This is a genomic window from Streptomyces sp. NPDC006430 (assembly GCF_040612395.1).
Taxonomy (GTDB): domain Bacteria; phylum Actinomycetota; class Actinomycetes; order Streptomycetales; family Streptomycetaceae; genus Streptomyces.
The window spans coordinates 71,171-96,764 of the sequence record NZ_JBEXQA010000022.1; the positions used below are offsets into that span (position 1 = coordinate 71,171).

Below are 25,594 nucleotides of genomic sequence, written 5' to 3' on the forward strand. Positions count from 1 at the left end.
ATGAGCACTGCCTCCAAGGACACTCCGCCGCCGCTGCCCGAACCCCTACGGGTCGCGGTGGCGGACTCCCACACCCATCTGGACATGCAGGGCGGCACCGTCGAGGAGGGCCTCGCCAAGGCCGCCTCGGTCGGGGTGACCACCGTCGTCCAGGTGGGCTGCGACGTATCGGGGTCCCGCTGGGCGGCCGAGACCGCCGCCGCGTACGAGAACGTCCACGCGGCCGTGGCCCTTCACCCGAACGAAGCGCCCCGCATCGTGCACGGCGATCCCGAGGGAGGATGGACGCGCCGGGGGGCCCGCGCCGGAGGCGGCGAGAGTGCGCTCGACGAGGCACTGGCCGAGATCGAGGCGCTCGCGAAGCTGGCCCATGTGAAGGCCGTCGGCGAGACCGGGCTGGACCACTTCCGCACCGGCCCCGAGGGGATGGCGGCGCAGGAGCGTTCCTTCCGCGCGCACATCGAGATCGCGAAGCGGCAGGGCAAGGCCCTCGTCATCCACGACCGCGACGCCCACGCCGACGTACTGCGCGTCCTGCGCGAGGAGGGAGCGCCCGAGCGGACGGTGTTCCACTGCTACTCCGGCGACGCCGAAATGGCGCGCGAGTGCGCCGCCGCCGGGTACTACATGTCCTTCGCCGGGACCGTCACGTTCAAGAACGCCCAGCCGCTGCGCGAGGCCCTCGCGGTGGCCCCGCTGGAGCTGGTGCTCGTCGAGACCGACGCCCCCTACCTGACCCCGGCGCCGTACCGCGGACGGCCCAACGCGCCGTACCTCATTCCGCTGACGGTACGGGCGATGGCCGCGGTCCGGGGGATCGACGAGGACGCGATGGCCACCGCCCTGGCGGCGAACACGGCGCGGGCCTTCGACTACTGAACCACCCCCCGCTTCGACACGCTGGGTATCCGTCCGGCTTTGGTGAGTGACGGCGGCTCCGCTAGGGTGCCGTGCCCGAACCGATGGGGCCGGACCAGTGGAGCGAGCGTCGTGAGCGAGAGTCCTTTCACCGGGGTGTACGGGGATGCGTCCGGCCCGGATCCGGAACCCGCCCCGGTACCGGGGCCGCGCACCGGGGACGGGCGCGCCGCCCGGCGGCGCAAGGCGGCCGAGGCCGGACCCGCACCCGGCCCCGCAGCCGCAGCCGGCCCCGCAGCCGGGACGGGGACCGGCCGCCGGGGCCGGGGGCGCGCCATCCTCCCGCAGGAGCCCACCCCGGCCGCGCGCCGCTGGGAGCCGCCGGGCACCGCGGCGGACGTGCCCGCAGGTACGGGCAGGCGACGGTACGCGGACCCGGCGATCGCGGACGCGGCCACCCTCCCCGGCCCGGGAGCAGCCGCGGGCGTCTCCTCCGGACACCGCCGGGGTGCGCCCGCCTGGGTCGCGGAGCTCGCGGACCTCGCCACCCCGGCCGCACCCGGTACCGGCCGCCGGCGCAGCCCGGACCCCGGCCCCGGGCAAGGCGGCCCCGCCCGCCCCGGCCCCGGCAGCGGTCGCCGGCGCAGCCCCGACCCCGTACCGGGGGCACCCGCCGGGACCGGGCGGCGCCGCCGCACCGCCCCCGCAACGGCCTCCACGGGCCGGGACAACTGGCGCAGGATCGTTCCGCAAGCCCTGGTCGTCGCCTTCCTCGCCGGCGGCACCACGGCCTTCGTCGCCGCCGACAAGTCCGTAAGGCTCACCGTCGACGGAGAACCGAGGACGCTGCACACCTTCGCCGACGACGTCGACGCACTCCTGGCCGCCGAAGGAGTCGGCGTCGGCCCCCACGACCTCGTCGCCCCGGCCCGGAACGCCGACCTCGACGACGGCGACGAGATCATCGTCCGCTACGGCCGGCCCCTCCAACTCACCCTCGACGGAGAGAACCGTCAGGTGTGGACCACAGCCCGCACCGTCGAGGGCGCCCTGCGCCAGTTCGGAATCCGCGTCGAGGGCGCCTACCTCTCCGCCCCGCGCGCCGCCCCCGTACCCCGCACCGGCCTCACCCTCGCCGTCCGCACCGAACGCAGCATCACCTTCATGGCCGACGGCCGCGAAAGCACCATCCGCACCAACGCCGCCACCGTCCAGGAGGCCCTCGCCCAGGCCGGCATCGCCCTCCACGGCCAGGACACCACCTCCGTCCCGCCGACCTCCTTCCCGCGCGACGGCCAGACCGTCACCGTGCTCCGCGTCACCGGCACCCGCGAGGTACACGAGGAGCGCATCCCGTACGAGGTCGAGCGCGTCGAGGACGACGGGCTGTTCGCCGGCACCGAGGTCGTCGAGCGGGTGGGCCGCCCCGGCGCGCGCAGGGCCACGTACGTCCTGCGCACCGTCAACGGGGTGCGCCAAAAGCCCCGCAGGGTCGCCGAGGAGACCGTCCGTGAACCCGTCAACCAGCTCGTCAAGGTCGGCACGAAGCCGCTGCCGGCCTCCGTCGCCGGGGCGGACGGCCTCGACTGGGCGGCACTGGCCCAGTGCGAATCCGGCGGACGCCCCTCCGCCACCGACGCCTCGGGCACGTACGGCGGCCTGTACCAGTTCGACGTCCGCACCTGGCAGTCGCTCGGCGGCAGCGGACGGCCGCAGGACGCATCGGGCGCGGAACAGACGTACCGGGCGAAGAAGCTCTATGTGCAACGGGGAGCGAGCCCGTGGCCACACTGCGGCCGCAGGCTCTTCAGGCAGCGGTAGCGGTAGCGGACCCCCGGCCCAGCTCGGGATCAGTCAGCCGATCTGAGACGCTTTACCGGTGAGCACCGCAGAGCAGCAGCCCGAGAGCACGACCAGCACGCCCCCCGACGCCCTCCTCGGCCCGGCAGACATCCGGGAGCTGGCCGCCGTACTCGGCGTCCGGCCGACGAAGCAGAAGGGCCAGAACTTCGTCATCGACGCCAACACGGTGCGCCGCATCGTGCGCACCGCCGAGGTGCGCCCCGACGACGTCGTCGTCGAGGTCGGGCCCGGGCTGGGGTCGCTGACGCTCGCGCTGCTGGAGGCCGCCGACCGGGTCATCGCCGTCGAGATCGACGACGTCCTGGCTGCGGCTCTGCCCGCCACCATCGAGGCACGGATGCCGGCGCGCAAGGACCGCTTCGCGCTGGTGCACTCCGACGCGATGCTGGTGGAGGAACTGCCGGGGCCGGCGCCGACCGCGCTCGTCGCGAACCTCCCGTACAACGTGGCCGTGCCGGTGCTGCTGACCATGCTGGACCGCTTCCCGAGCATCGAGCGCACGTTGGTGATGGTGCAGGCGGAGGTCGCCGACCGGCTGGCGGCCAAGCCGGGCAACAAGGTCTACGGAGTGCCGTCGGTCAAGGCGAACTGGTACGCGGACGTCAAGCGGGCCGGTTCCATCGGCCGCAACGTCTTCTGGCCGGCGCCGAACGTGGACTCGGGCCTGGTCTCGCTGGTGCGGCGGGCCGAGCCGATCAAGACGACCGCCTCGAAGGCGGAGGTCTTCGCGGTCGTGGACGCCGCCTTCGCGCAGCGCCGCAAGACGCTGCGGGCCGCGCTGGCCGGGTGGGCCGGCTCGGCGGCGGGCGCCGAGGCGGCGCTGGTCGCCGCCGGTGTCTCGCCGCAGGCGCGCGGCGAGTCCCTGACGGTGGAGGAGTTCGCGGCGATCGCCGAGCACAAGCCCGCGGCACCGAGGCCGGCGCTGTGAGCGGCGGCGTGAGCGGTGGCGTGACCGTACGGGTCCCCGCGAAGGTCAACGTCCAGCTGGCGGTGGGCGCCGCGCGCCCGGACGGCTTCCACGACCTGGCCAACGTCTTCCTGGCCGTCTCGCTGTACGACGAGGTGACGGTCACCCCCGCCGAGGCACTGACGGTGACCTGCTCGGGCCCGGACGCGGACCAGGTCCCGCTGGACCGTACGAACCTGGCGGCGCGGGCGGCCCAGATCCTGGCGTCCCGGGCCGGACTGTCCGACTCCGTCCACCTCCACATCGCGAAGAACATCCCGGTGGCCGGGGGCATGGCCGGCGGCAGCGCGGACGGGGCGGCCGCCCTGCTGGCGTGCGATGCCCTGTGGGGCCTGGGCACGCCGGTCGAGGACCTCCTGGCCATCTGCGCGGAGCTGGGCAGCGACGTGCCGTTCAGCCTGGTCGGCGGGGCTGCCCTGGGCACCGGGCGCGGCGAACTGCTGACCCCGGTGGAGGCGGGGACGTTTCACTGGGTGTTCGCGGTGGCCGACGGCGGACTGTCGACGCCTGCGGTGTTCCGCGAGTTCGACCGGCTGGCCGCCGACCGGGAGGTCCCGGTCCCGCAGGCCTCTCCGGCGCTCCTGGCGGCCCTCGCCTCGGGGGATCCGGACGCGCTGGCCGCCACCTTGGCCAACGACCTCCAGCCGGCGGCCCTGTCGCTGCGCCCGCAGTTGGCCCGGACGCTGGACGCGGGCACGTCCGCCGGAGCCCTGGCCGGGCTGGTCTCCGGTTCGGGCCCGACGACGGCCTTCCTGGTCCGTGACCCGGAGTCCGCGCTGAAGGTCGCCGCGGCCCTCGAAGCCTCGGGCACCTGCCGTACGACCCGGGTCGCCACCTCCCCGGCCGAGGGCGCGACCGTCCTGCGACCGACCACCGCGAGCCGGTGACGGGCGGGGCCAGCGGCCCCGCCCCGGCCGTGACCGGCGCGTCCGCGGCTTCCTGAAGCTCCCGGCGCCGGCCCCGCCCCGGCCGTGACCCCAAGCGGCGAGCTGCCCCCTCGCGCCTGCGGCGCCCGCGGGTTCCTGGCCCTCCCCGGCGGCCCGCGGCGCGACGCTCACCGAGCCCGGGACCGCCGGTCAGGCTCGGCCCGGTCGTGAAACAGGCGCCGAGAGCCCCGGCGCCTGCCCCGACTCCCACTCCGCCGCCCGGAACGATGCTCCCGGCGGCCGGCGGCCGGCGCCTTTGCGCTTCGGTGGCCCGTGGCCGGTGGGCATGGTTTTCGGGGTGGGGTGTACTCAGTCTCGGCTGAGTACACACGCCCTGTTCCGGCCCCGTGCCGCACGGGAGCGTAAGGGCATGGGAGTCAGCGCAAGCGAAATGGCCGCCGCGACGCCGGCCGCACGGGACAGGTACGTCGACCTGTTGCGCGTCGCCTCGCTCGGGACCGTCCTGTTCGGGCACTGGCTGATGGCCGCCGTCAGCAGCGACGGCATAGGGAACCTGCTCGCCCTCGTCCCCGCGCTCCAGGTGCTCACCTGGGGGCTGCAGATCATGCCGGTGTTCTTCTTCGTCGGCGGGTTCTCGCACGCCCTGTCCTACCGCTCGCTCGCGAGGAGGGCCGACGGGCGGCCCGTCTACGCCGCGTTCCTGCGCGCGCGGCTCCAACGGCTGCTGCGGCCCACCCTCGTCTTCGTCCTCGTCTGGACGGCCGGCGCGCTCGCCCTCCAGCTCGCCGGCGGCGGTCACGGCCGGCTCTCCGCGGCCGCCCTGCGGCTGGTCACCCAGCCGCTGTGGTTCATCGGGATCTACCTGGCCATGGTCGCCTTCACCCCCGCACTGCTGGCGCTCCACCACCGCTGGGGCTGGGGGGCCTTCGCCCTGCTCGTGGGGGCCGCCGCCACCGTCGACGTGCTCCGCTTCGCGCTCGCCGTCCCGTACGTCGAGTTCCTCGACTTCGCCTTCGTCTGGCTCGCCGTGCACCAGCTCGGCTTCCTGCGCGCCGACGGGCGGATCACCCGCCCCGGCCTGCTCGCCGCCGCCGGACTCGTCGGCGCCGCGCTGCTCGTCGCGTACGGCCCGTACCCGCTGTCGATGGTCGGGATGCCCGGGGAGAAGGTGTCGAACATGGCCCCGCCGACCCTGGCCCTGCTCTGCCACGGCACGTGGCTCGTCGGCGCCGTGGAACTGTTCAGGGGCCCGGCAGCCGGCTGGCTCGCCCGGCCCCGGGTCTGGCGCGGCGTCGTCGCCGCCAACGGGATCGCCATGACCGCCTTCCTCTGGCACCTGACCGCCATGCTCGCCGTGTACGCCGCCCAGCTCGCCCTCGGCATCGCGCTCCCCGAGCCCGCCTCGGCGGCCTGGTGGGCCCAGGTGCCGCTGCGGCTGCTCGCCGCGGCCGGGCTGACCGCCGTGCTCGTCACCCTCTTCCGCCGGTTCGAGGCCCCGGCGCGGAGCGCCGCCGAGTCCGGCAGCGGGCCCCGCGCCGCCTTCGGGATCACCCTCTGCCTGCTCGGCATCCTGGGCCTGTCCATGACCGGGCTCGGCGGCCTGCTCGAAGGCCACAGCGCCACTCTGGTGGCGATCCCGCTCACCGCGCCCGTCGCGATCGGCATGGCGCTGGGCGGTTGGTATCTGGTGGAACGCTCCGGGCCGGCCCGGAGCGTTAGGCTGGGGGGCTGATCCACACCCTCCTCCGGACTCCGCCCGGGGGGACCCCCACCTGGAGCGCTCCTGATGGCCGTCAATCTGGTCAATGTCGAGGCAGTCAGCAAGGTGTACGGCACCCGTACCCTGCTCGACGGCATCTCCCTCGGCGTGTCCGAGGGGGACCGGATCGGTGTCGTGGGCCGCAACGGCGACGGCAAGACCACCCTGATCCGGATGCTCGCCAAGCTGGAGGAGCCCGACTCCGGTCGGGTCACCCAGAGCGGCGGCCTGCGCATGGGCGTGCTCACCCAGCACGACTCCCTCGACCCCGCGGCGACCATCCGCCACGAGATCATCCGGGACATGGCCGACCACGAGTGGGCCGGCAACGCCAAGATCCGCGACGTGCTGACCGGGCTCTTCGGCGGCCTCGACCTCCCCGGCTTCGGCCAGGGACTCGACACCGTCATCGGCCCGCTCTCCGGCGGCGAGCGCCGCCGCATCGCCCTGGCCAAGCTGCTCATCGCCGACCAGGACCTCCTCGTCCTCGACGAGCCCACCAACCACCTCGACGTCGAGGGCATCTCCTGGCTGGCCAAGCACCTCCAGGAGCGGCGCTCCGCACTCGTCTGCGTCACCCACGACCGCTGGTTCCTCGACCAGGTCTGCACCCGCATGTGGGACGTGCAGCGCGGTGCCGTGCACGAGTACGAGGGCGGCTACAGCGACTACGTCTTCGCCCGTGCCGAGCGCGAGCGGATCGCCGCTACCGAGGAGTCCAAGCGGCAGAACCTGATGCGCAAGGAGCTGGCCTGGCTGCGTCGCGGCGCCCCCGCCCGGACCTCCAAGCCGCGTTACCGCATCGAGGCCGCCAACGAGCTCATCGCCGACGTACCGCCGCCGCGCGACACCTCCGAGCTGATGCGCTTCGCCAACGCCCGTCTCGGCAAGACGGTGTTCGACCTGGAGGACGTCACCGTCCAGGCCGGCCCGAAGACGTTGCTCAAGCACCTCACCTGGCACCTCGGTCCCGGTGACCGCGTCGGCCTCGTCGGCGTGAACGGTGCGGGCAAGACCTCCCTGTTGCGCGCCCTCGCGGAGGCGGCCCGTACCCAGGGCGACGTCCAGCCCGTCGCAGGCAAGATCAGCGTCGGCAAGACGGTCAAGTTGGCCTACCTCTCCCAGGAGGTCGGCGAACTCGACCCGTCCCTGCGGGTCCTGGAAGCCGTGCAGCGCGTGCGCGACCGCGTCGACCTCGGCAAGGGCCGGGAGATGACGGCGGGTCAGCTGTGCGAGCAGTTCGGCTTCACCAAGGAGAAGCAGTGGACGCCCGTCGGTGACCTCTCGGGTGGTGAGCGGCGCCGCCTGCAGATCCTGCGACTGCTGATGGACGAGCCCAACGTGCTCTTCCTCGACGAGCCCACCAACGACCTCGACATCGAGACCCTGACCCAGCTGGAGGACCTGCTCGACGGCTGGCCCGGTTCGATGATCGCGATTTCCCACGACCGGTTCTTCATCGAGCGCACCACCGACACCGTGATGGCGCTGCTGGGCGACGCGACCCTGCGGATGCTGCCGCGCGGCCTGGACGAGTACCTGGAGCGCCGGCAGAAGATGATCGAGGCGGCCACTCCGGCCCCCCCGCCGGCCGCCGCGAAGTCGACGGCATCGGGGGACTCGCGGGCCGCGAAGAAGGAGTTGGCGAAGATCGAGCGCCAGCTCAACAAGATGTCGGACCGCGAGAGCAACCTGCACGCCCAGATCGCCGAGAACGCCACCGATTTCGACAAGGTCGCGAAGCTCGACGCCGAGCTGCGCGAACTCATCTCGGACCGGGATGAGTTGGAGATGCGGTGGCTGGAGCTGGCCGAGGAGGCCTGAACTCCCTCGGGCACAGCAGCCAACTGACCTGATAACGGCGTTGTCACGGGCCGGTCCTCCCTTGGGAACAGGGGCTGGACCGGCCCGATGTATGAATGGCGTCAGTGATAGAAAGGTCATTCCCGGCCAGTGCCGGGCCGCCCCCCCCTACGACCACCCGACGCCGAAGGTACGCGCTGTTGACTTCCCGCCCTCCTCAGTAGGAGGGGATTCCCACCCCCAAGGGTGGGGTTTCCTGCTTCACCACGGACCGCCCCGACCGAGAGGAGGACTCCCGTTGAGGTCTTACGCCCGCTCCACAGGCGGCAACCGCCGGCTCGGCGGCCAGAAGATCCACGGTGGCGTTCCCCTCCCGGTCGTGGGTGGTCCCGCAGTTCTGGCACGTCCGTTCACGGATGTGCGGGGGCATCGTGTCGGCGATGGCTCAACCGACGCCAAGGGCCGTCACGACACGAACATGAGCCCGGGTCAGAGCGTTGCCGAGCAGCACTCCGCCGCTGCGGGGTTCCGAGCCGAGGATGCGTTTCCTTCTCCGGTCCGAGCCGGAAGTTTCCACCCGAGGAGATTGCCATGACCGAGCCGCCCCAGCCGCCGAACCAGCCGTCCGCGCCTTCCGGTTACGGGCACCTGCCCGGCCCTCCGCAGTACGGGTTCGGCCACCCGCCGCAGAGCGGGGAGAACCCGTACGCCCAGCAGCCCCCGACGCAGCCGATGCACCCCGTGCAGCAGGGGCAGCAGGGTTACTTCCCGCCGCCGCCCGGTGCGCCGACCGTCGCCATGCAGGGCGGGGGCGTGCCGCCCAAGAAGAAGACGACCGTCCTCGTCGCGGCGGCGGTCGCCGGTGTGCTCGTCCTCGGTGTCGGCGGGTACTTCGCCTTCGTCGGCGGCGACGAGGAGCCCGCGAAGCCCGTCGCGCAGAGTTCCGGGCCGGCCGACGCCAAGCCGTCCGCCGAGGTGGACAAGGGCGACGGCAGCGGCAACGGCTCCAAGCAGACCGAGGACCTCAACGTCGGCCGCAAGCAGGGCGAGGACAAGGTCCTCTGGCTCAGGACCGCCAAGATCGACGGTCCCGGCATGGGCGTGGAGTCCGAGGGACAGTGGGTCGTCGGTGACACCGTCGTCAAGAGCGTCTGGAAGAACCTCACGGCGTACGGGGTCACTGACGGCAAGGAGAAGTGGACGCTCGCGTTCCCTGCCCCCATCTGTTCCGTGACCCGCCAGACCACCGCCGACGCCAAGACCGTCGTCATGTTCAAGGACGGCGAGTCCGACACCGCCACCTGCAACCAGATGAAGCAGGTCGACCTGAAGGCGGGCAAGGAGGGTTGGTCGAAGGAGGTCCCCAAGGAGGGCCTCTTCGACATCATGACCAGCCCCAGCCTGGGCATCACCGCAGACACCGTCGCCGTCAGCCGCAGCGGCACCGCCAGCGCCTTCAAGGTCAGCACCGGCGACAAGCTGTTCGGCAGCGCCACCGCCGAGGGCTGCAAGCCCGATTCGTACGTCGCGCACCAGGGCAAGATGATCGCCATCGCCACCTGTTACGACGACGACCTGTCCGGCGAGGTGTCGGACGCCGATCCGGTCACCGGCAAGAAGACCTGGACCTTCAAGCTGCCCAAGAAGTACAAGGTCGCGGCCGTCTATTCGTTGGACCCGCTCGTCCTCGACATCGGCGACGAGGACAAGAAGGAACGGTCCATCGTGGTCCTCGGACCCGACGGGAAGCAGCGGGCCACCGTCAGCGGCGAGGGAAGCTTCGCCACCAACTGCGAAAGCGGCCTCTTCCGTTCCCTTGAGGTCTGCGCCACCACCGCCGTGGACGCGAACACCCTCTACATGCCCACGGTCGCGGGATCCGGCAAGGCCAACGAGATCGTCGCCTTCGACCTGGGCACCGGCAAGGTCAAGTGGCGCACTCCGGCCGGGGACGGCCGTACCCTCACCCCGCTGGGCGCCGCGAACGGACAGCTGATCGCCTACCGCAAGGCCGAGTCCGACAAGGGCGGCGAGGTCGTCTCGATCCCGGCCGCCGGTGGCGCTCCCACCGCGCTGCTGCGCAACCCGTCGGGCGTCGCCGCTCCGATCGAGAGCTCCTTCTCCACCCCGAAGGTCGACTACGTGGACGGCCGGCTCTTCATCTCGGCCTCCCGCCTGTCCGCCAAGGGCACGGACGAGAAGCTCCTCATGGTCTTCGGCAAGTGAAAGAGTCCACCGAGCCGCCCACCGAGAGGCAGTAGCAAGCGATGAGTACCCCGCCGCCCCCCAACCAGCCGCCGTCCGGCGGCTTCGGAGCGCCGCAGGATCCTCCCCCGGCTCACGCTGGGGGGACCCCCACCCCCGGGGGCTTCGGCTCGCCGCCGCCGATGCCACCCGTACCGCCGACGGCCCCGCAGCCGCCGACCGTAGCGGCCCAGCCGGCCGCTCCCCCGCCGGGGCAGTCGGCGTACGGCTACCCGCAACAGGGGTACGGCTACCCGCAGCAGCAGCAGCAGCAGCCGGGCGCCGGCGTCCCGTCGCCCTTCGGCGCGCCCGGCGCACCGATGCAGGCCCAGCCCCCGGCGGGCGGCCCGGGCGGCGGCAACGACAAGCGCACCCAGCTGATGATCGTCGGCGCGGCCCTGCTGGCCATCGTCCTGATCGTCGCGGGCGGCTTCTGGTACGTCTCCGGCGACGACGGCGGTGACGGCAAGCAGCCCAGCGCGAACGGCACGGGCACCGCCGACAACAAGCCCCCGGCCGGGCCCCCCGGCTCGGAGAAGGCACCCGCCAACACCAAGTCCAAGCCGCTGTTCAAACAGCCGAGCCCGACGCCCGAAGACGTCGTCACCGTCGCCGGTTCCTGGCTCACCGACTCCACCTACATCAAGTCAGACGTGGCGAAGGTCGTCGGCTACAACCTCGTGGACGGCGGCAAGAAGTGGGAAGTGCCGTTCCCGGGTGAGCTCTGCGGCGCGACGAAGCACGTCACCGACAACAAGTCGGCCGTCCTCTTCCGGGCGACGCAGTCCACGCCCGAGAACAAGTACCCGGCGTGCACCGAGGTCGGCGTCATCGACCTGAACGCCGGCAAGCTCCTGTGGTCCGGCAACGCCAAGGGCGCCACCACCGGGGACAAGCCCGCCTCCTACTACGAGGTCACGATCAGCGGCCAGACCGTCGCCGCGGGCGGGTCCAACGGCGGCGCCGCCTGGAACCTCGCCGACGGCAAGTCCCTGTGGACGCCGAAGGTGGACGGCGAGGGCTGCTACGACTCCGGCTACGCCGGCGGCGAGGCCCTCGGCGTGATCCGCAAGTGCGGCCGCAGCTCCAGCCAGACGCTGTACGCGCAGACCCTGGACCCGGCCACCGGCGCGCCGACCGCCTCCTACAAGCTCTCCCCGGGCATCGAGTGGGCGTCCATCGTCTCCACGAAGCCGCTGGTCGTCGCCGCCGACGTCGGCAAGACCGCCAAGAACGCCTCCGGTGTCAGCGACCTGTTCGTCGTCGACCCCAAGGGCGAGCTGAAGACGCGCATCTCACTGGCCTCCGGCAACTTCGGCGGCAAGTGCGCCAGCACCGAGGTCGAGAAGTGCTCCGGCTTCGTCTTCGGCAACGGCAAGGTCTACCTGCCCTCGATCGAGCACCAGGGCCAGGCCGCGGCCGGCCGCACCAACGAGCTGCTCTCCTTCGACCTGGAGACCGGAAAGCAGACCACCGACCGCGCCGACGCGGGCGAGCGGTACACCATGTTCCCGCTGCGCATGGACGGGTCGAACATCATCGCGTACAAGGAGCCCCCGTACGACAAGGGCGGCCAGATCGTCAGCATCGACGGTACGACGATGAAGGAGACCGTTCTCATGGAGAACCCGGCGGACAAGGCGAGCCAGCGCGCCGAGACCGCCTACTCGCCCGAGTACTCCGAGTACCGCTACCACAACGGCAAGCTCTTCATCTCCCGTACGACGGTGAGGAAGCCGTACTCGGACAAGGCCGACCCCGAGTACCTCTTCATCTCCTTCGGCGCCAGCTGATCCCCGGCCGATCCCGGCCGACCCCCGCCGTCCACACGAGCCCCCGGAAGGTCCGCCTTCCGGGGGCTTCTGCGCGGTATCCGCCGCGCACCGTCGAACAAGCGTGTAGCTTGCCGGGGCAGAAGGGTCGGGGGTGGGTGCCCAATGGGCGTACGGGTCGTGGTGCTCGACGAGCACCGGCTGTTGGCCGAGGCGCTCGCCTCGGCCCTGAAACTGCGCGGGCACCGCGTGCTGGCCGCGGCCGCCCCGGCCGCGGGCGCCGCCGAGCTGGTCATCGGCCGGGCACCGGAGGTCTGCCTGCTCGGCACCGCCACGCCCGCCGAGCCCGGTGTCTTCGAACCGATCGTCCGCATCAAGCGGGAGCGCCCGCAGATCGGCGTCGTGGTCCTGGGCCCGGTGCCCAGCCCGCGCGGGATCGCGGCAGCCTTCGCCGCCGGTGCCTCGGGGTACGTACGCCACGACGAGCGCATCGAGGGCGTGGAGCGCGCGCTGGCCAAGGCGCGGGCCGGGGAGGTCGCGATCTCCCCGCAGCTGCTCCAGGGGGCCTTCGCGGAGCTGCTCAACCCCGCCGTCCAGCCCGACGACGAGGGAAGCCGGCTGCTAAGGCTGCTCACCCCGCGCGAGGTGGAGGTGCTGGTCCGGGTCGCCGAGGGCGAGGACACCCGGCTCATCGCCGCGGGCATGGCGATCGCGCCGAGCACCGCCCGTACGCACGTACAGCGGGTGCTGATGAAGCTGGGCGTCGGCTCCCGCCTGGAGGCGGCAGCGCTGGCCGCCCGGACCGGTCTGCTGGACCGGGCGGGAGTGGCGCCGACGGCAGCCGATTTCCCCGGAAGCGCCTAATCCGGTAAGTCAGTGACCGGCATGTGCACGCGGCGTGCGTGCATCCCCCCGCGAGAGGCAGTAGGCGAGTGAGCATGACGGCGTCTTCCAAGTACCTGGTCACCGGCGGAGCCGGCTACGTCGGCAGTGTCGTGGCGGCCCACCTCCTGGAGGCAGGCCACGAGGTCACCGTCCTCGATGACCTGTCCACCGGTTTCCGCGCGGGCGTCCCGCAGGGCGCCGCCTTCATCGAGGGCCGGATCCAGGACGCCGAGCGGTACCTGGACCCCTCCTACGACGCGGTGCTGCACTTCGCGGCCTCCTCACAGGTCGGCGAGTCCGTCGCCAACCCGGGCAAGTACTGGGAGAACAACGTCGGCGGCACGCTCGCCCTGCTCGCTGCGATGCGCGGGGCCGGGGTGCGCAAGCTGGTCTTCTCCTCGACCGCAGCCACCTACGGGGAGCCCACCGAGGGCCTGCTCACCGAGGACTCGGTCACCAAGCCCACCAACCCCTACGGTGCCTCGAAGCTCGCCGTCGACCACATGATCGCGGGGGAGTGCGCGGCGCACGGCGTGGCGGCGGTCTCGCTGCGCTACTTCAACGTGGCGGGCGCGTACGGCGCGTACGGCGAGCGGCACGACCCCGAGACCCACCTGATCCCGCTGGTGCTCCAGGTCGCCCTGGGTGAGCGGGAGTCGATCTCGGTGTTCGGCGAGGACTACCCCACCCCGGACGGTACCTGCGTCCGCGACTACATCCACGTGGCGGACCTGGCGGAGGCCCACCTGGCCGCGCTGGAGGCCGCGACCGAGGGCGAGCACCTGATCTGCAACCTCGGCAACGGCAACGGTTTCTCGGTCCGCGAGGTCATCGAGGCGGTCCGCAAGGTGACGGGGGCGGAGGTCCCCGAGGTCGTCGCCCCGCGCCGGGCGGGCGACCCCGCGGTGCTCGTCGCGTCCGCGCGCACGGCGCACGACAGGCTCGGCTGGACCCCGGTCCGCTCCGACCTCACCGGCATCATCACGGACGCCTGGAACTTCACGCGCAAGCAGCGTTCCTGACTCCTCGCCGCCCGCGTCCACCCCGTCTTCCGCGCCCCCCGCACCCGATCGTGCGGGGGGCGCGGTGCGTACGGGCAGCGTGTCGGGGGCGCGTGCAGGTCGGTCAGCGCCGTGGGCGGGCGCAGTGCGCGGGCGCTCAGCGTGCACACGCCGAGTGAAATGCCTTCCGTGCAACTGCCCGTGGCACGCCCCCGTCCGCACACTGCCTTCCGGACCGTCAAGGCGGTCATATTCAAGCCACGATAAAGCCCGTTCGAGACCGTGCAGCCGGAAAATCACCAGGAAAACTTCTGCTATTCGGCCAACTGCGAGCCAAGACCCGCTCTACGCTGATGCGGACGCCGGTGGGGGCCGGTGTTGATTCAGGGGTCGAGACACGCCGGGTACGGCGTCCGGTCCGGGGTAGTGCAGAGATGTCTCGGCGGCGGCCGCGGCAGCTGCGGATCACCCGGTCCGGGCGCCGTACCCGCAGTCGTCCGTTCCCCGACCCTTGGGGGTTTTGTGGTTCGCATCCGGGTTCTCGTGGTCGATGATCACCGCATCTTCGCCGAATCGCTCGCAGCCGCGCTCGCGGCCGAGCCCGACGTGGACGTGTCCGCGGCCGGCAGCGGTTCCGCCGCGCTGCGCTGTCTCGAACGGGCGGTGGCCGAGGGCCGCCGCTTCGACGTCCTGCTGGTCGACGCCGATCTCGGCGCCGGCGCGTCCGTGCCCGCCCAGCGCGAATCGGGGTCCGGGCCACCGCCCGGCGCGGACGGGATCGCGCTGGTCGCAGCCGTACGGGTGTCCCACCCCGGGGTCCGCACCGTCGTGCTCGCCGAACGCGACGACCCGCGCCGGGCCGCGCACGCCCTCCAGGCCGGGGCTTCCGGCTGGGTGGCGAAGGACTGCTCGCTCTCGCGGCTCCTGGCCGTCATCCGCGGGGTCCTGCGCGAGGAGACCCACCTTCCGCCCGCGCTGCTCACCGGAGTGCTCCGTGAACTGACCGCTGCGCGCAAGCACCGTACGGACAGCGAACGGCTGGTGGAGTCGCTCACGCCGCGGGAGCACGAGGTGCTGCGCTGCATGGTGGCGGGGCTGGGCCGCAAGGACGTGGCGGCCCGGCTGTTCCTGTCCCCGCACACCGTCCGCACGCACATGCAGAACGTGCTGGGCAAGCTCGGGGTGCACTCCACGCTCGCGGCGGTGGCACTGGCCCGGCGGGCCGGTGTCCGACCGGCCGACCTAGCCGGGGATGTTGTCGAACGGAGCGGTCAACTGGCGTAGCAGCGCCGCGAGGTCACTGCGCTGGGCCGGCGACAGCTGGGCCAGGATCGCCCGCTCCTGGGCCAGCAGGCCGGCGAGGGCCTGGTCCGCGCGGTCACGGCCCTCCGGGGTCAGCCGGACCAGCACCCCGCGCCGGTCGTTGGGGTCGGGCAGGCGCTCGACGAGCCCCTTCTTGGCGAGCCGGTCGATGCGGTTGGTCATGGTGCCGGAGGTGACCAGGGTCTGGGTCAGCAGCTGGCCGGGGGAGAGCTGGTAGGGCATCCCGGCACGGCGCAGCGACGTCAGGACGTCGAACTCCCAAGGTTCCAGGCCGTGCTCGGAGAAGGCGAGCCTGCGGGCGCGGTCGAGATGGCGGGCGAGCCTGCTGACGCGGCTCAGCACTTCGAGCGGTTCCACGTCGAGGTCAGGGCGTTCCCGCTGCCATGCCGCGACCAATCGGTCGACCTCGTCCTCCATACCGATCAGTGTAAGGGGTCTGTCGATGTGAAGTCTCTTCAAATCGAGGATCTCCATCATGGATACCTCGACGCCATGAATCTTGACATCGAGATATATTTGGGGTGACGATGGGCATGGAGGTGCCGGAGCCACTTCCGCTTCCGACCGTCTTGCCCGCAGGGAGGCTCGAACATGCATTCCGACACCGCGTCGGCCGGGATCCACGCAGCCGTCACGCACGCCGCGCCCACCTGGGACCCCCAGCAGTACCTCCGGCACGCCGGCCACCGGACCCAACCCTTCCTCGACCTCCTGGCCCGCATACCCGAACTCCCCACACGGCCCGCCCGCATCGCCGACCTCGGCTGCGGCCCCGGCAACGTCACCGCGCTGCTCGCCGAACGCTGGCCCGAAGCCCACATCACCGGCTTCGACCTCTCCCCGCAGATGCTCGAACGCGCCACCACGCAGTACGCGGGCACCACCCCCGGCGGCGGCAGCCTCGACTTCCGCCACGGGGACCTCACCACCTGGCTCCCCGAGCAGCCGTACGACCTGATCGTCTCCAACGCCGCGCTCCAGTGGGTCCCGAACCACCCCGGCTCCTTCGCCGCCTGGATCAACGGACTACGCCCCGGCGGCACCTTCGCCTTCCAGGTCCCCGGCAACTTCACGGCCCCCAGCCACGCCCTGCTCGCGCAGCTCTGCGACACCCCGCGCTGGCGAAGCCGGCTGGCCGGCCACGGCGCCCGCTACGTCCACCTCCTCGACCCCGCCGAGTACCTGGCCCGGTTCACCGAGCTGGGCTGCGCCGTCGAGACCTGGGAGACGACCTACCACCAGCTGCTGTCCGGCCCCGATCCCGTGCTCGACTGGGTCAAGGGAACCGCCCTGCGGCCCGTCCTCACCGCCCTCGGGGACGACCGGTCCGCCGTGGAAGCCTTCCTCACCGAGTACCGCGACCTGCTGCGGGAGGCCTACCCGCCCGGGCCGCGCGGCACCGTCTTCCCGTTTCGCCGCATCTTCGCCGTGGCCCGTAAGGAGAACCGACCGTGCTGACCGCAGTCGACCACGTCCAACTCGCCGCGCCGCCCGGCTCGGAGGACCGGCTCCGCGCGTACTACACGCACGTCCTCGGCATGACCGAGATCCCCAAGCCGCCCGTCCTCGCCGCCCGCGGCGGCTGCTGGTTCGCCGCCGGACCGGTGCAACTGCACCTGGGCGTCGAAGAGGACTTCCGACCCGCCCGCAAGGCACACCCCGGCCTGAGGGTGACCGGCATCCGGGCCTACGCGAGCCGTCTGGAGGAACGGGGCGCCACGGTCGTCTGGGACGACAACCTGCCGGGACACCACCGCTTCTACTCCGAAGACCCCGTCGGGAACCGGATCGAGTTCCTGGAACCGCACGGCACGGCGCCCGATCCGACCGACTGAGACGGCACGACCGCGCCCCGCCACCGGAAGCCCGGTGACGGGGCGCCGCCGCACCGCGCCATCCCGGCGCACGGCGCTCAGCTCTTACGGTGACCCACCAGCCGCGGCTTCGACTCCAACCCGTCCAACCCGTGCCAGGCCAGGTTCACCAAATGCGCCGCGACCTCGGCCTTCTTCGGGCGGCGCACGTCCAGCCACCACTGCCCGGTCAACGCGACCATCCCGACCAGCGCCTGCGCGTACAGCGGGGCCAGCTTCGGGTCGAACCCGCGGGCCTTGAACTCCAGACCCAGGATGTCCTCGACCTGCGTGGCGATGTCACTGATCAGCGAAGCGAACGTCCCCGTCGACTGGGCCACCGGAGAATCCCGGACCAGGATCCGGAAACCGTCCGTGTACGACTCGATGTAGTCGAGCAGCGCGAAAGCGGCCTGCTCCAACAGCTCCCGCGGGTGCCCGGCCGTCAGCGCGCCCGTCACCCCGTCCAGCAGCTGGCGCATCTCCCGGTCCACGACGACCGCGTACAAGCCCTCCTTGCCCCCGAAGTGCTCGTACACCACCGGCTTGGACACACCAGCCTTCGCCGCGATCTCCTCCACCGACGTGCCCTCGAAGCCCTTCTCGGCGAACAGGGCACGGCCGATGTCCAGCAGTTGCTGACGCCGCTCGGCGCCCGTCATCCGGACCCGGCGGCTACGCCGGGGCTTGTCGCTGCTGGAAGTGCTGCCGTCGATCGCCACGTCCCCCATCATGCCGCGTTCGACGCGCTTTCCCTGCGCCGGGCTTCGACACGATCCCGGGACGGCCAGCGCACGTCCGTCGCCCAGCCCGCCAGCTCGAACCAGCGGATCAACCGCGCACTCGAATCGACCTGCCCGCGCAGCACCCCGTGCCGGGCCGACGTCGGGTCCGCATGGTGCAGGTTGTGCCAGGACTCCCCGCACGAGAGCACCGCCAACCACCACACGTTCCCGGAACGGTCACGCGACTTGAACGGCCGCTTACCCACCGCATGACAGATCGAATTGATCGACCACGTCACGTGGTGCAACAGCGCCACCCGCACCAGGGAACCCCAGAAGAACGCCGTGAACGCACCCCACCACGACATCGTGACCAGACCGCCCACCAGCGGCGGAACCGCCAACGAGACGATCGTCCAGAAAACGAAGTCACGAGAGATCCGCCGGATCGCCGGGTCCTTGATCAGATCAGGGGCGTACTTCTGCTGATTGGTCTGCTCCTCGTCGAAGAGCCACCCGATGTGCGCCCACCACAGCCCCTTCACCAGCGCCGGGACGCTCTCCCCGAACCGCCACGGCGAATGCGGGTCACCCTCGTGGTCGGAGAACTTGTGGTGCTTGCGGTGATCCGCCACCCAGCGCACCACAGGCCCCTCCACCGCCATCGACCCCATCACCGCCAGCACGATCCGCAACGGCCGCTTCGCCTTGAAGGAACCGTGCGTGAAGTAACGGTGGTAACCGATGGTGATCCCGTGACAGGCCAAGAAGTACATGAACGTCATCAGGCCGAGGTCCAACCAGCTCACCCCCCAACCCCAGGCCAGCGGAACCGCCGCCAGCAGCGCCAGGAAGGGAACGGTGATGAACAGCAGCAGTGCGACCTGCTCCACGGACCGCTTGCTCTCACCCCCGAGGGTCGCGGAGGGCGCACAGGAACCGGAAGGATCAGAGGAAGGGGAGGAAACGGAAGGATCGCAGGACGCGGAAGCGCCCTCGACCAGATCGGGACTGGTGGTCATGAGGGTCCCCTGGGGGGTGAGGAATCGGCAGCCGCCCTGGCTACGGATGCGTAACCTACGGCATCGTAAGTATGGCAAAACCGGAGCCCGGAGCAAGAGGAGCGCGGCCGAGCCCGGACACGCACGAAGGCGCCCGCCCACGGGGCGCGCGCCGCCTGGTGAGACGTTTAGCAAGGCACGAGGCCAGGACACCTATCCTGGTGTCGTCGGACAGCGCGGTCCGCACGGGCAGCCGAGCTGCGCACCAGGTGGAGATACTTCCGGACGGAATCCGGAGACACCGCCGCGCACCCCGGAGCCCACCTCCCAGTAGCGCTCGAACACTGCAAGGAGCCGCACCTGTGAGCAGTGCTGACCAGGCCTCCTCCACCCAGGCCCCGGCCACCGCCGTCGCCGCCGCCAACGCGGAGCTGCGGGCCGACATCCGCCGCCTCGGCGACCTCCTCGGCGAGACCCTCGTCCGCCAAGAAGGCCAAGAACTCCTCGACCTCGTCGAACGCGTGCGCGCCCTGACGCGCACCGACGGCGAAGCCGCCGCCGCACTGCTCGGCGACACCGACCTGGAGACCGCCGCCAAGCTCGTACGCGCCTTCTCCACCTACTTCCACCTCGCCAACGTCACCGAACAGGTACACCGCGGCAAGGAGCTGCGCGCCCACCGCGCCGCCGAAGGAGGCCTCCTCGCCCGCACCGCAGACATGCTCAAGGACGCCGACCCCGAGCACCTGCGCGAGACGGTCAAGAACCTCAACGTCCGGCCCGTCTTCACCGCCCACCCCACCGAGGCCGCACGCCGCAGCGTCCTCAACAAGCTCCGCCGCATCGCCGCCCTCCTCGAAGAGCCCGTCTCCGGCGCCGGCGAACGCCGCCGCCACGACCTGCGACTCGCCGAGAACATCGACCTCGTCTGGCAGACCGACGAGCTCCGCGTGGTCCGCCCCGAACCCGCCGACGAGGCCCGCAACGCCATCTACTACCTCGACGAGCTGCACGCCGGCGCAGTGGGCGACGTACTCGAAGACCTCGCCGCCGAACTCCAACGCGTCGGCATCGAGCTCCCCGCAGGCACCCGCCCCCTCACCTTCGGCACCTGGATCGGCGGCGACCGCGACGGCAACCCCAACGTCACCCCCGACGTCACCCGCGACGTACTGATCCTCCAGCACGAGCACGGCATCACCGACGCCCTCGAACTCGTCGACTTCCTGCGCGGCCTGCTCTCCAACTCCATCCGCTACACCGGCGCCACCGAAGAACTCCTCTCCTCCCTCCAGGCCGACCTCGAACGCCTCCCCGAGATCAGCCCGCGCTACAAGCGACTGAACGCCGAAGAGCCCTACCGCCTCAAGGCCACCTGCATCCGACAGAAGCTCGTCAACACCCGAGAGCGCCTCGCCAAGGGCACCCCCCACGAAGAAGGCCGCGACTACCTCGGCACCGCCGAGCTACTCACCGACCTCACCCTCATCCAGACCTCCCTGCGCGAACACCGCGGCGCCCTCTTCGCCGACGGCCGCATGGACCGCACCATCCGCACCCTGGCCGCCTTCGGCCTCCAGCTCGCCACCATGGACGTACGCGAACACGCAGACGCCCACCACCACGCCCTCGGCCAGCTCTTCGACCGGCTCGGCGAGGAGTCCTGGCGCTACGCCGACATGCCGCGCGACTACCGCCAAAAGCTCCTCGCCAAGGAGCTCCGCTCACGCCGCCCCCTGGCCCCCACCCCCGCACCCCTCGACGCAGCCGGCCAAAAGACCCTCGGCGTCTTCTTCGCCATCAAGGAAGCCTTCGAAAAGTTCGGACCCGAGGTCATCGAGTCGTACATCATCTCGATGTGCCAGGGCGCCGACGACGTCTTCGCCGCCGCCGTCCTCGCCCGCGAGGCCGGACTCATCGACCTGCACGCCGGCTGGGCCAAGATCGGCATCGTCCCGCTCCTGGAAACCACCGACGAACTGCGCGCCGCCGACGTCATCCTCGACGCCATGCTCGCCGACCCCTCCTACCGACGCCTGGTCTCCCTGCGCGGCGACGTCCAGGAAGTCATGCTCGGCTACTCCGACTCCTCCAAGTTCGGCGGCATCACCACCAGCCAGTGGGAGATCCACCGCGCCCAGCGCCGACTGCGCGACGTCGCCCACCGCTACGGCGTACGACTGCGCCTCTTCCACGGCCGCGGCGGCACCGTCGGCCGCGGCGGCGGCCCCTCCCACGACGCGATCCTCGCCCAGCCCTGGGGCACCCTCGAAGGCGAGATCAAGGTCACCGAGCAGGGCGAAGTCATCTCCGACAAGTACCTCGTCCCCTCCCTCGCCCGCGAAAACCTCGAACTCACCGTCGCGGCCACCCTCCAGGCCTCCGCCCTGCACACCGCCCCACGCCAGTCCGACGACGACCTCGCCCGCTGGGACGCGGCCATGGACACCGTCTCCGACGCAGCCCACGCCGCCTACCGCGCACTCGTCGAAGACCCCGACCTGCCCGCCTACTTCTTCGCCGCCACCCCCGTCGACCAGCTCGCCGACCTCCACCTCGGCTCCCGCCCCTCCCGCCGCCCCGACTCCGGCGCCGGCCTCGACGGCCTGCGCGCCATCCCCTGGGTCTTCGGCTGGACCCAGTCCCGCCAGATCGTCCCCGGCTGGTACGGCGTCGGCTCCGGCCTCAAGGCCCTACGCGAAGCCGGCGCAGAAGCCGCCCTCACCGAGATGGGAGAACGCTGGCACTTCTTCCGCAACTTCCTCTCGAACGTCGAGATGACGCTGGCCAAGACCGACCTGCGCATCGCCCGCCACTACGTCGACACCCTCGTGCCCGACCACCTCAAGCACGTCTTCGACCGCATCCAGGCCGAACACGAACTCACCGTCCGCGAGGTCCTGCGCATCACGGGCGGCGAAAAGCTCCTGGACTCCCACCCCGTCCTCCAGCAGACCTTCGCCGTCCGCGACGCCTACCTCGACCCCATCTCCTACCTCCAGGTCTCCCTACTGGCCCGCCAGCGAGCCGCCGCCGCCCGCGGCGAGACCCCCGACCCCCTCCTCGCACGCGCCCTGCTGCTCACCGTCAACGGCGTCGCCGCAGGTCTGCGCAACACCGGCTGACACCCAGCCCCACACGAAGGGGGGTCCCCCGCGCCGTCGCGGCGCGGGGGACCCCCCTCTCGTACGAGCTGCTACCGGGCTCAGCCCTGGGCACCGACCCTACGGCGGCGGACCACCAGGAACGCGCCGGCCGCGACCAGCGCACCCGCCAGCGTCGCCAGCAGACCGATCGGCGTGTCCGAACCGGTCTTCGCCAGATCACCACCGGTCGTCCCGGCCGAGGGCGACACCGACACGGACGGAGCCGCGGACGACGGCGTACCCGACGGCGTACCGGACTGCGAACCGGACGGGCTGTGGCTCGGCGTCGTCGACGGCGTACCGGAAGCCGACTGCGACGGGCTCTGCGACGCGCTCTGGCTCGGCGTCGTCGACGGCGTGCCGCTCGGCGACGGCGACGGGGACCCGCTCGGCTTCGAGGAGGCCGGGCAGGTGTGCGACAGGTTGAACCACGCCACACTGCCGCCCTTGACCTGGGCGGAAGCCGCCGTCAGCTTCGCCCCGGGCGCGGAGGCGACATAGGCGTGCTTGTCCGTCGGCGGACCGAAGACGGTCACGACCTGCTGGCCACCGGGCTCGAAGGTGACCGTCAGCTTCACGAACGTCGTGGAGTTGCCGGGCAGCACGAAGTGCCAACCGTCCTTCGTCGCCGGAATGTCCGCGCAGGACTTCTGGTTCTCCACCCCCTTCGAGGTGGCGGTGAGCGGCAGCGACTGGTGCAGCGGGAGCGTGTACGTGTCATCCGCGACGGCGGGAGCGGTGCCCGCCGCGAGGAGCAGCGCAGCCCCTACGGAGAGCGTCGCAACCCAACGGGTTCTGAGAACAGGCATGGTGGTACCTCAGTGGGAGGGGGAAAGTGCCGTGCGGGGGGTGGCGGCCCAGCATGCGGACGAGCACCCTCCGAGGTCAAGAGGTATGCGTGCGCTTTCGTACACACTTGCCACACCCACATACCGAATGTCCGGGATAACGATCCCCCACGGCGGCGCCCCCAACGGACGCCGCCGCACCCCGCTCAGGAGTTGTACGCCGACTGCGCCCGCTCCAAGCCCTCCGTGATCAGGCACTCCACCGCATCGGCAGCCCGGTCCACGAACCAGTCCAGCTCCTTGCGCTCCGCGGACGAGAAGTCCTTCAGCACGAAGTCCGCAACCTGCATACGACCGGGCGGACGACCGATCCCACACCGCACCCGGTGGTAATCCGCACCCATCGACTTCGTCATCGACTTCAACCCGTTGTGCCCGTTGTCACCACCACCCAACTTCAGGCGCAGCGTCGGGTAATCGATGTCCAACTCGTCGTGAACCGCGACGATCCGGTCCAACGGCACCTTGTAGAAATCGCGCAGCGCCGTCACCGGACCGCCCGACAGGTTCATGAACGACATGGGCTTGGCCAGCACCACCCGACGGCCGGCCGGACCCGGCGGCCCCATCCGACCCTCGACCACCTGGGCCCGGGCCTTGTGCGCCTTGAACTTCCCGCGGATCCGGTCGGCCAACAGATCGACCACCATGAACCCGATGTTGTGGCGGTTGCCCGCGTACTCCGCCCCGGGATTCCCGAGACCGACGATCAGCCAGGGCGCCGCATCGTCCGACATCACAAGCTCCTTAACGTGGACGACCGCCGTCCCGCTCCAGTGGAGCCGGACGGCGGTCGCTTGCGCAACTGCAGAGGCAGAAGACGGATCAGGCTCAGGCCTCGGTGCCCTCGGCCTCGGCGGCCGACTCCTCGGCCTGCGGGGCGACGACCTGAAGAACGGGGGTCTCGCCGTCGACGGCCAGCGTGGTGCCGGCCGGCAGGACCAGGTCCTTCGCGTGGATGGAAGCGCCGGCCTCCAGGCCCGCGATGGAGACGGTGACCTCGGTCGGGATGTGCGTGGCCTCGGTCTCGACCGAGATCGTGTTCAGCAGGGTCTCCAGCAGGTTGCCACCCGGGGCCAGCTCGCCCTCGGTGACGACGGCGACCTCAACGGTGACCTTCTCGCCCTTCTTGACGATCAGGAAGTCGACGTGCGTCAGGCTGCGCTTGACGGGGTGACGCTGAACGGCCTTCGGGATGACCAGCTCGGTGCCGTCGCCCGCGATGTCCAGGGAGATCAGGACGTTCGGGGTCTTCAGCGCCATCATCAGACCGTGGCCCTCGACGTCCACGTGCTTCGGGGCGGTGCCGTGGCCGTAGATGACACCGGGAACCTGACCGTCGCGGCGGGCCTGGCGCGCGGCGCCCTTGCCGAAGTTGCTACGGGAAACAGCGGAAAGCTTGACCTCGGACATGCTCACTCCTCGTGGGGTGACGGAAAAGGACGACAGTCACCCGGCCGAAACGGCCTGCTACGAAGAGCGCGTCGATAACGGAGTGCCTGCACCAAAAGGTGCGGCCTCCCTCGCCGAGCAACTCGTAGAGTCTACCCGGCGCGGAGGCCGCACCCAAAAGGATCTCTGTACTACCGGTTACTGCTGCTCTTCGAACAGGCTGGTGACCGAACCGTCCTCGAACACCTCACGCACCGCACGCGCCACCATCGGGGCGATCGACAGCACCGTGATCTTGTCGAGCTCCAGGTCCGACGGGTCCGGCAGGGTGTTCGTGAAGATGAACTCGCTGACCTTCGAGTTCTTCAGACGATCGGCAGCCGGACCCGACAGGATGCCGTGCGTGGCCGTCACGATGACGTCCTCGGCACCGTGCGCGAACAGCGCGTCCGCCGCGGCACAGATCGTGCCACCAGTGTCGATCATGTCGTCGACCAGGACGCACACGCGACCCTTCACCTCACCGACGACCTCGTGAACGGTCACCTGGTTGGCGACGTCCTTGTCACGACGCTTGTGCACGATAGCCAGCGGGGCGTCCAGACGGTCACACCAACGGTCCGCCACGCGCACGCGACCCGCATCCGGGGACACGATCGTCAGCTTGGTGCGGTCCACCTTCGCGCCGACGTAGTCCGCGAGCACCGGCAGGGCCGAAAGGTGATCCACCGGACCGTCGAAGAAGCCCTGGATCTGGTCGGTGTGCAGGTCCACCGTCAGGATGCGGTCCGCACCGGCCGTCTTCAGCAGGTCCGCGACCAGACGCGCCGAGATCGGCTCGCGACCCTTGTGCTTCTTGTCCTGACGGGCGTACCCGTAGGAAGGGATGATCACCGTGATGGAGCGCGCCGACGCACGCTTCAGCGCGTCGATCATAATCAGCTGCTCCATGATCCACTTGTTGATCGGAGCCGTGTGGCTCTGGATCAGGAAGCAGTCCGCGCCACGAGCCGACTCCTGGAAACGAACGTAGATCTCACCGTTCGCGAAGTCGAAAGCCTTGGTCGGCACGAGGCCGACGCCCAACTGGTGCGCGACCTCCTCGGCCAGCTCGGGGTGGGCGCGGCCGGAGAAGAGCATCAGCTTCTTCTCGCCGGTCGTCTTGATCCCGGTCACAGCACAGTCTCCTCAGACGTGTTGAAAGCTGCTCGCCCCCGTGTGCGTCCGTCCCGCACACGGTGAGCCAGCCGAATTGCGTGCACCTATC

General features: G+C 71.0%; 21 protein-coding genes and 1 pseudogene. 14 read left to right on the top strand and 8 right to left on the bottom strand.

The genetic code is table 11. From position 1 onward, the window contains the following. From ABZZ20_RS26345 to ABZZ20_RS26370, 6 genes are all read left to right on the top strand, one after another. Positions 1-879: a TatD family hydrolase gene (locus ABZZ20_RS26345; protein WP_356873625.1), complete on the top strand. Its 879-nt coding sequence runs from the start codon at positions 1-3 to the stop codon at positions 877-879. Positions 880-1,257: 378 nt separating this feature from the next. Beyond that, entirely contained in the window at positions 1,258-2,679 is a 1,422-nt protein-coding gene (locus tag ABZZ20_RS26350) for a ubiquitin-like domain-containing protein (protein ID WP_356873703.1), read from the top strand. A 58-nt stretch (positions 2,680-2,737) separates the two neighbouring features. Then, positions 2,738-3,649: a 16S rRNA (adenine(1518)-N(6)/adenine(1519)-N(6))-dimethyltransferase RsmA gene (gene rsmA / locus ABZZ20_RS26355; RefSeq protein ID WP_356873627.1), complete on the top strand. Its 912-nt coding sequence runs from the start codon at positions 2,738-2,740 to the stop codon at positions 3,647-3,649. 8 nt (positions 3,650-3,657) lie between these two features. After that, entirely contained in the window at positions 3,658-4,575 is a 918-nt protein-coding gene (locus ABZZ20_RS26360; protein WP_356873629.1) for a 4-(cytidine 5'-diphospho)-2-C-methyl-D-erythritol kinase, read from the top strand. Positions 4,576-4,984: 409 nt separating this feature from the next. Further along, positions 4,985-6,307, top strand: coding sequence for an acyltransferase (locus ABZZ20_RS26365; protein ID WP_356873631.1), 1,323 nt, complete (start codon positions 4,985-4,987; stop codon positions 6,305-6,307). A 54-nt stretch (positions 6,308-6,361) separates the two neighbouring features. Further along, a complete protein-coding gene (locus tag ABZZ20_RS26370; RefSeq protein WP_356873633.1) occupies positions 6,362-8,158 on the top strand; it encodes an ABC-F family ATP-binding cassette domain-containing protein in 1,797 nt (598 codons plus the stop codon). A 196-nt stretch (positions 8,159-8,354) separates the two neighbouring features. Here ABZZ20_RS26370 and ABZZ20_RS26375 read toward each other — a convergent pair. Continuing rightward, positions 8,355-8,567 (bottom strand): annotated as a pseudogene (locus tag ABZZ20_RS26375) (RNA-guided endonuclease TnpB family protein); the annotation flags it as partial. 161 nt (positions 8,568-8,728) lie between these two features. Between ABZZ20_RS26375 and ABZZ20_RS26380 the strand changes: the two are divergent. The 5 genes from ABZZ20_RS26380 (at position 8,729) to ABZZ20_RS26400 (ending at position 15,323) form a co-directional block, all read left to right on the top strand. After that, positions 8,729-10,363, top strand: coding sequence for a PQQ-binding-like beta-propeller repeat protein (locus tag ABZZ20_RS26380; protein WP_356873635.1), 1,635 nt, complete (start codon positions 8,729-8,731; stop codon positions 10,361-10,363). Positions 10,364-10,524: 161 nt separating this feature from the next. Continuing rightward, positions 10,525-12,174, top strand: a complete 1,650-nt coding sequence (locus tag ABZZ20_RS26385) for a PQQ-binding-like beta-propeller repeat protein (protein ID WP_356873637.1) — start codon at positions 10,525-10,527, stop codon at positions 12,172-12,174. 144 nt (positions 12,175-12,318) lie between these two features. Continuing rightward, on the top strand, positions 12,319-13,017 hold the full coding sequence (locus tag ABZZ20_RS26390) for a LuxR C-terminal-related transcriptional regulator (protein WP_356873639.1): 699 nt from the start codon (positions 12,319-12,321) through the stop codon (positions 13,015-13,017). Between the two features lie 74 nt (positions 13,018-13,091). Further along, a complete protein-coding gene (galE, locus tag ABZZ20_RS26395) occupies positions 13,092-14,060 on the top strand; it encodes a UDP-glucose 4-epimerase GalE (RefSeq protein ID WP_356873641.1) in 969 nt (322 codons plus the stop codon). A 501-nt stretch (positions 14,061-14,561) separates the two neighbouring features. Then, on the top strand, positions 14,562-15,323 hold the full coding sequence (locus tag ABZZ20_RS26400) for a response regulator transcription factor (RefSeq protein ID WP_356873643.1): 762 nt from the start codon (positions 14,562-14,564) through the stop codon (positions 15,321-15,323). On the opposite strand, the gene ABZZ20_RS26405 is transcribed toward ABZZ20_RS26400, so the two are convergent. After that, positions 15,282-15,779, bottom strand: a complete 498-nt coding sequence (locus ABZZ20_RS26405; protein WP_356873645.1) for a MarR family transcriptional regulator — start codon at positions 15,777-15,779, stop codon at positions 15,282-15,284. The genes ABZZ20_RS26400 and ABZZ20_RS26405 overlap by 42 nt on opposite strands. 174 nt (positions 15,780-15,953) lie before the next feature. Between ABZZ20_RS26405 and ABZZ20_RS26410 the strand changes: the two genes are divergently transcribed. Together ABZZ20_RS26410 and ABZZ20_RS26415 are read left to right on the top strand one after the other, a co-directional pair. After that, positions 15,954-16,820 carry a trans-aconitate 2-methyltransferase gene (locus ABZZ20_RS26410; RefSeq protein ID WP_356873647.1) on the top strand — a complete coding sequence of 289 codons (867 nt, stop codon included), beginning with the start codon at positions 15,954-15,956 and terminating at the stop codon, positions 16,818-16,820. Continuing rightward, positions 16,814-17,197, top strand: a complete 384-nt coding sequence (locus tag ABZZ20_RS26415; RefSeq protein WP_356873649.1) for a VOC family protein — start codon at positions 16,814-16,816, stop codon at positions 17,195-17,197. Before ABZZ20_RS26410 ends, ABZZ20_RS26415 begins: the two co-directional genes overlap by 7 nt. Positions 17,198-17,274: 77 nt before the next feature. On the opposite strand, the gene ABZZ20_RS26420 is transcribed toward ABZZ20_RS26415, so the two are convergent. Further along, the gene (locus tag ABZZ20_RS26420; RefSeq protein ID WP_356873651.1) at positions 17,275-17,949 is read right to left on the bottom strand and encodes a TetR/AcrR family transcriptional regulator; all 675 of its coding nucleotides are present in this window, start codon (positions 17,947-17,949) and stop codon (positions 17,275-17,277) included. Further along, positions 17,946-18,962, bottom strand: a complete 1,017-nt coding sequence (locus ABZZ20_RS26425) for an acyl-CoA desaturase (RefSeq protein ID WP_356873653.1) — start codon at positions 18,960-18,962, stop codon at positions 17,946-17,948. The genes ABZZ20_RS26420 and ABZZ20_RS26425 overlap by 4 nt, the downstream gene beginning before the upstream one ends. Before the next feature lie 410 nt (positions 18,963-19,372). On the opposite strand from ABZZ20_RS26425, the gene ppc reads away from it, so the two are divergent. Further along, a complete protein-coding gene (gene ppc, locus ABZZ20_RS26430) occupies positions 19,373-22,066 on the top strand; it encodes a phosphoenolpyruvate carboxylase (RefSeq protein WP_356873705.1) in 2,694 nt (897 codons plus the stop codon). Positions 22,067-22,146: 80 nt separating this feature from the next. Here the strand turns inward: ppc and ABZZ20_RS26435 are convergent, their stop codons facing one another. From ABZZ20_RS26435 to ABZZ20_RS26450, 4 genes are all read right to left on the bottom strand, one after another. After that, positions 22,147-22,896: an LPXTG cell wall anchor domain-containing protein gene (locus tag ABZZ20_RS26435; protein ID WP_356873655.1), complete on the bottom strand. Its 750-nt coding sequence runs from the start codon at positions 22,894-22,896 to the stop codon at positions 22,147-22,149. Between the two features lie 185 nt (positions 22,897-23,081). After that, entirely contained in the window at positions 23,082-23,672 is a 591-nt protein-coding gene (gene pth, locus ABZZ20_RS26440) for an aminoacyl-tRNA hydrolase (protein ID WP_356873657.1), read from the bottom strand. A 94-nt stretch (positions 23,673-23,766) separates the two neighbouring features. Continuing rightward, a complete protein-coding gene (locus ABZZ20_RS26445) occupies positions 23,767-24,348 on the bottom strand; it encodes a 50S ribosomal protein L25/general stress protein Ctc (RefSeq protein ID WP_356873659.1) in 582 nt (193 codons plus the stop codon). 177 nt (positions 24,349-24,525) lie between these two features. Next, positions 24,526-25,503 carry a ribose-phosphate diphosphokinase gene (locus ABZZ20_RS26450; RefSeq protein WP_008741864.1) on the bottom strand — a complete coding sequence of 326 codons (978 nt, stop codon included), beginning with the start codon at positions 25,501-25,503 and terminating at the stop codon, positions 24,526-24,528. Positions 25,504-25,594 lie beyond the last annotated feature (91 nt).

Excerpts from the sequence above, each read along its gene's own strand:
- ABZZ20_RS26345 (WP_356873625.1), top strand. The coding sequence starts at position 1 with ATGAGCACTGCCTCCAAGGACACTCCGCCGCCGCTGCCCGAACCCCTA.
- ABZZ20_RS26365 (WP_356873631.1), top strand. The coding sequence starts at position 4,985 with ATGGGAGTCAGCGCAAGCGAAATGGCCGCCGCGACGCCGGCCGCACGG.
- ABZZ20_RS26370 (WP_356873633.1), top strand. The coding sequence starts at position 6,362 with ATGGCCGTCAATCTGGTCAATGTCGAGGCAGTCAGCAAGGTGTACGGC.
- ABZZ20_RS26380 (WP_356873635.1), top strand. The coding sequence starts at position 8,729 with ATGACCGAGCCGCCCCAGCCGCCGAACCAGCCGTCCGCGCCTTCCGGT.
- ABZZ20_RS26385 (WP_356873637.1), top strand. The coding sequence starts at position 10,525 with ATGCCACCCGTACCGCCGACGGCCCCGCAGCCGCCGACCGTAGCGGCC.
- ABZZ20_RS26390 (WP_356873639.1), top strand. The coding sequence starts at position 12,319 with ATGGGCGTACGGGTCGTGGTGCTCGACGAGCACCGGCTGTTGGCCGAG.
- galE (WP_356873641.1), top strand. The coding sequence starts at position 13,092 with ATGACGGCGTCTTCCAAGTACCTGGTCACCGGCGGAGCCGGCTACGTC.
- ABZZ20_RS26405 (WP_356873645.1), bottom strand. The coding sequence starts at position 15,779 with ATGGAGGACGAGGTCGACCGATTGGTCGCGGCATGGCAGCGGGAACGC.
- ABZZ20_RS26410 (WP_356873647.1), top strand. The coding sequence starts at position 15,954 with ATGCATTCCGACACCGCGTCGGCCGGGATCCACGCAGCCGTCACGCAC.
- ABZZ20_RS26420 (WP_356873651.1), bottom strand. The coding sequence starts at position 17,949 with ATGATGGGGGACGTGGCGATCGACGGCAGCACTTCCAGCAGCGACAAG.
- ABZZ20_RS26425 (WP_356873653.1), bottom strand. The coding sequence starts at position 18,962 with ATGACCACCAGTCCCGATCTGGTCGAGGGCGCTTCCGCGTCCTGCGAT.
- ABZZ20_RS26435 (WP_356873655.1), bottom strand. The coding sequence starts at position 22,896 with ATGCCTGTTCTCAGAACCCGTTGGGTTGCGACGCTCTCCGTAGGGGCT.
- pth (WP_356873657.1), bottom strand. The coding sequence starts at position 23,672 with ATGTCGGACGATGCGGCGCCCTGGCTGATCGTCGGTCTCGGGAATCCC.
- ABZZ20_RS26445 (WP_356873659.1), bottom strand. The coding sequence starts at position 24,348 with ATGTCCGAGGTCAAGCTTTCCGCTGTTTCCCGTAGCAACTTCGGCAAG.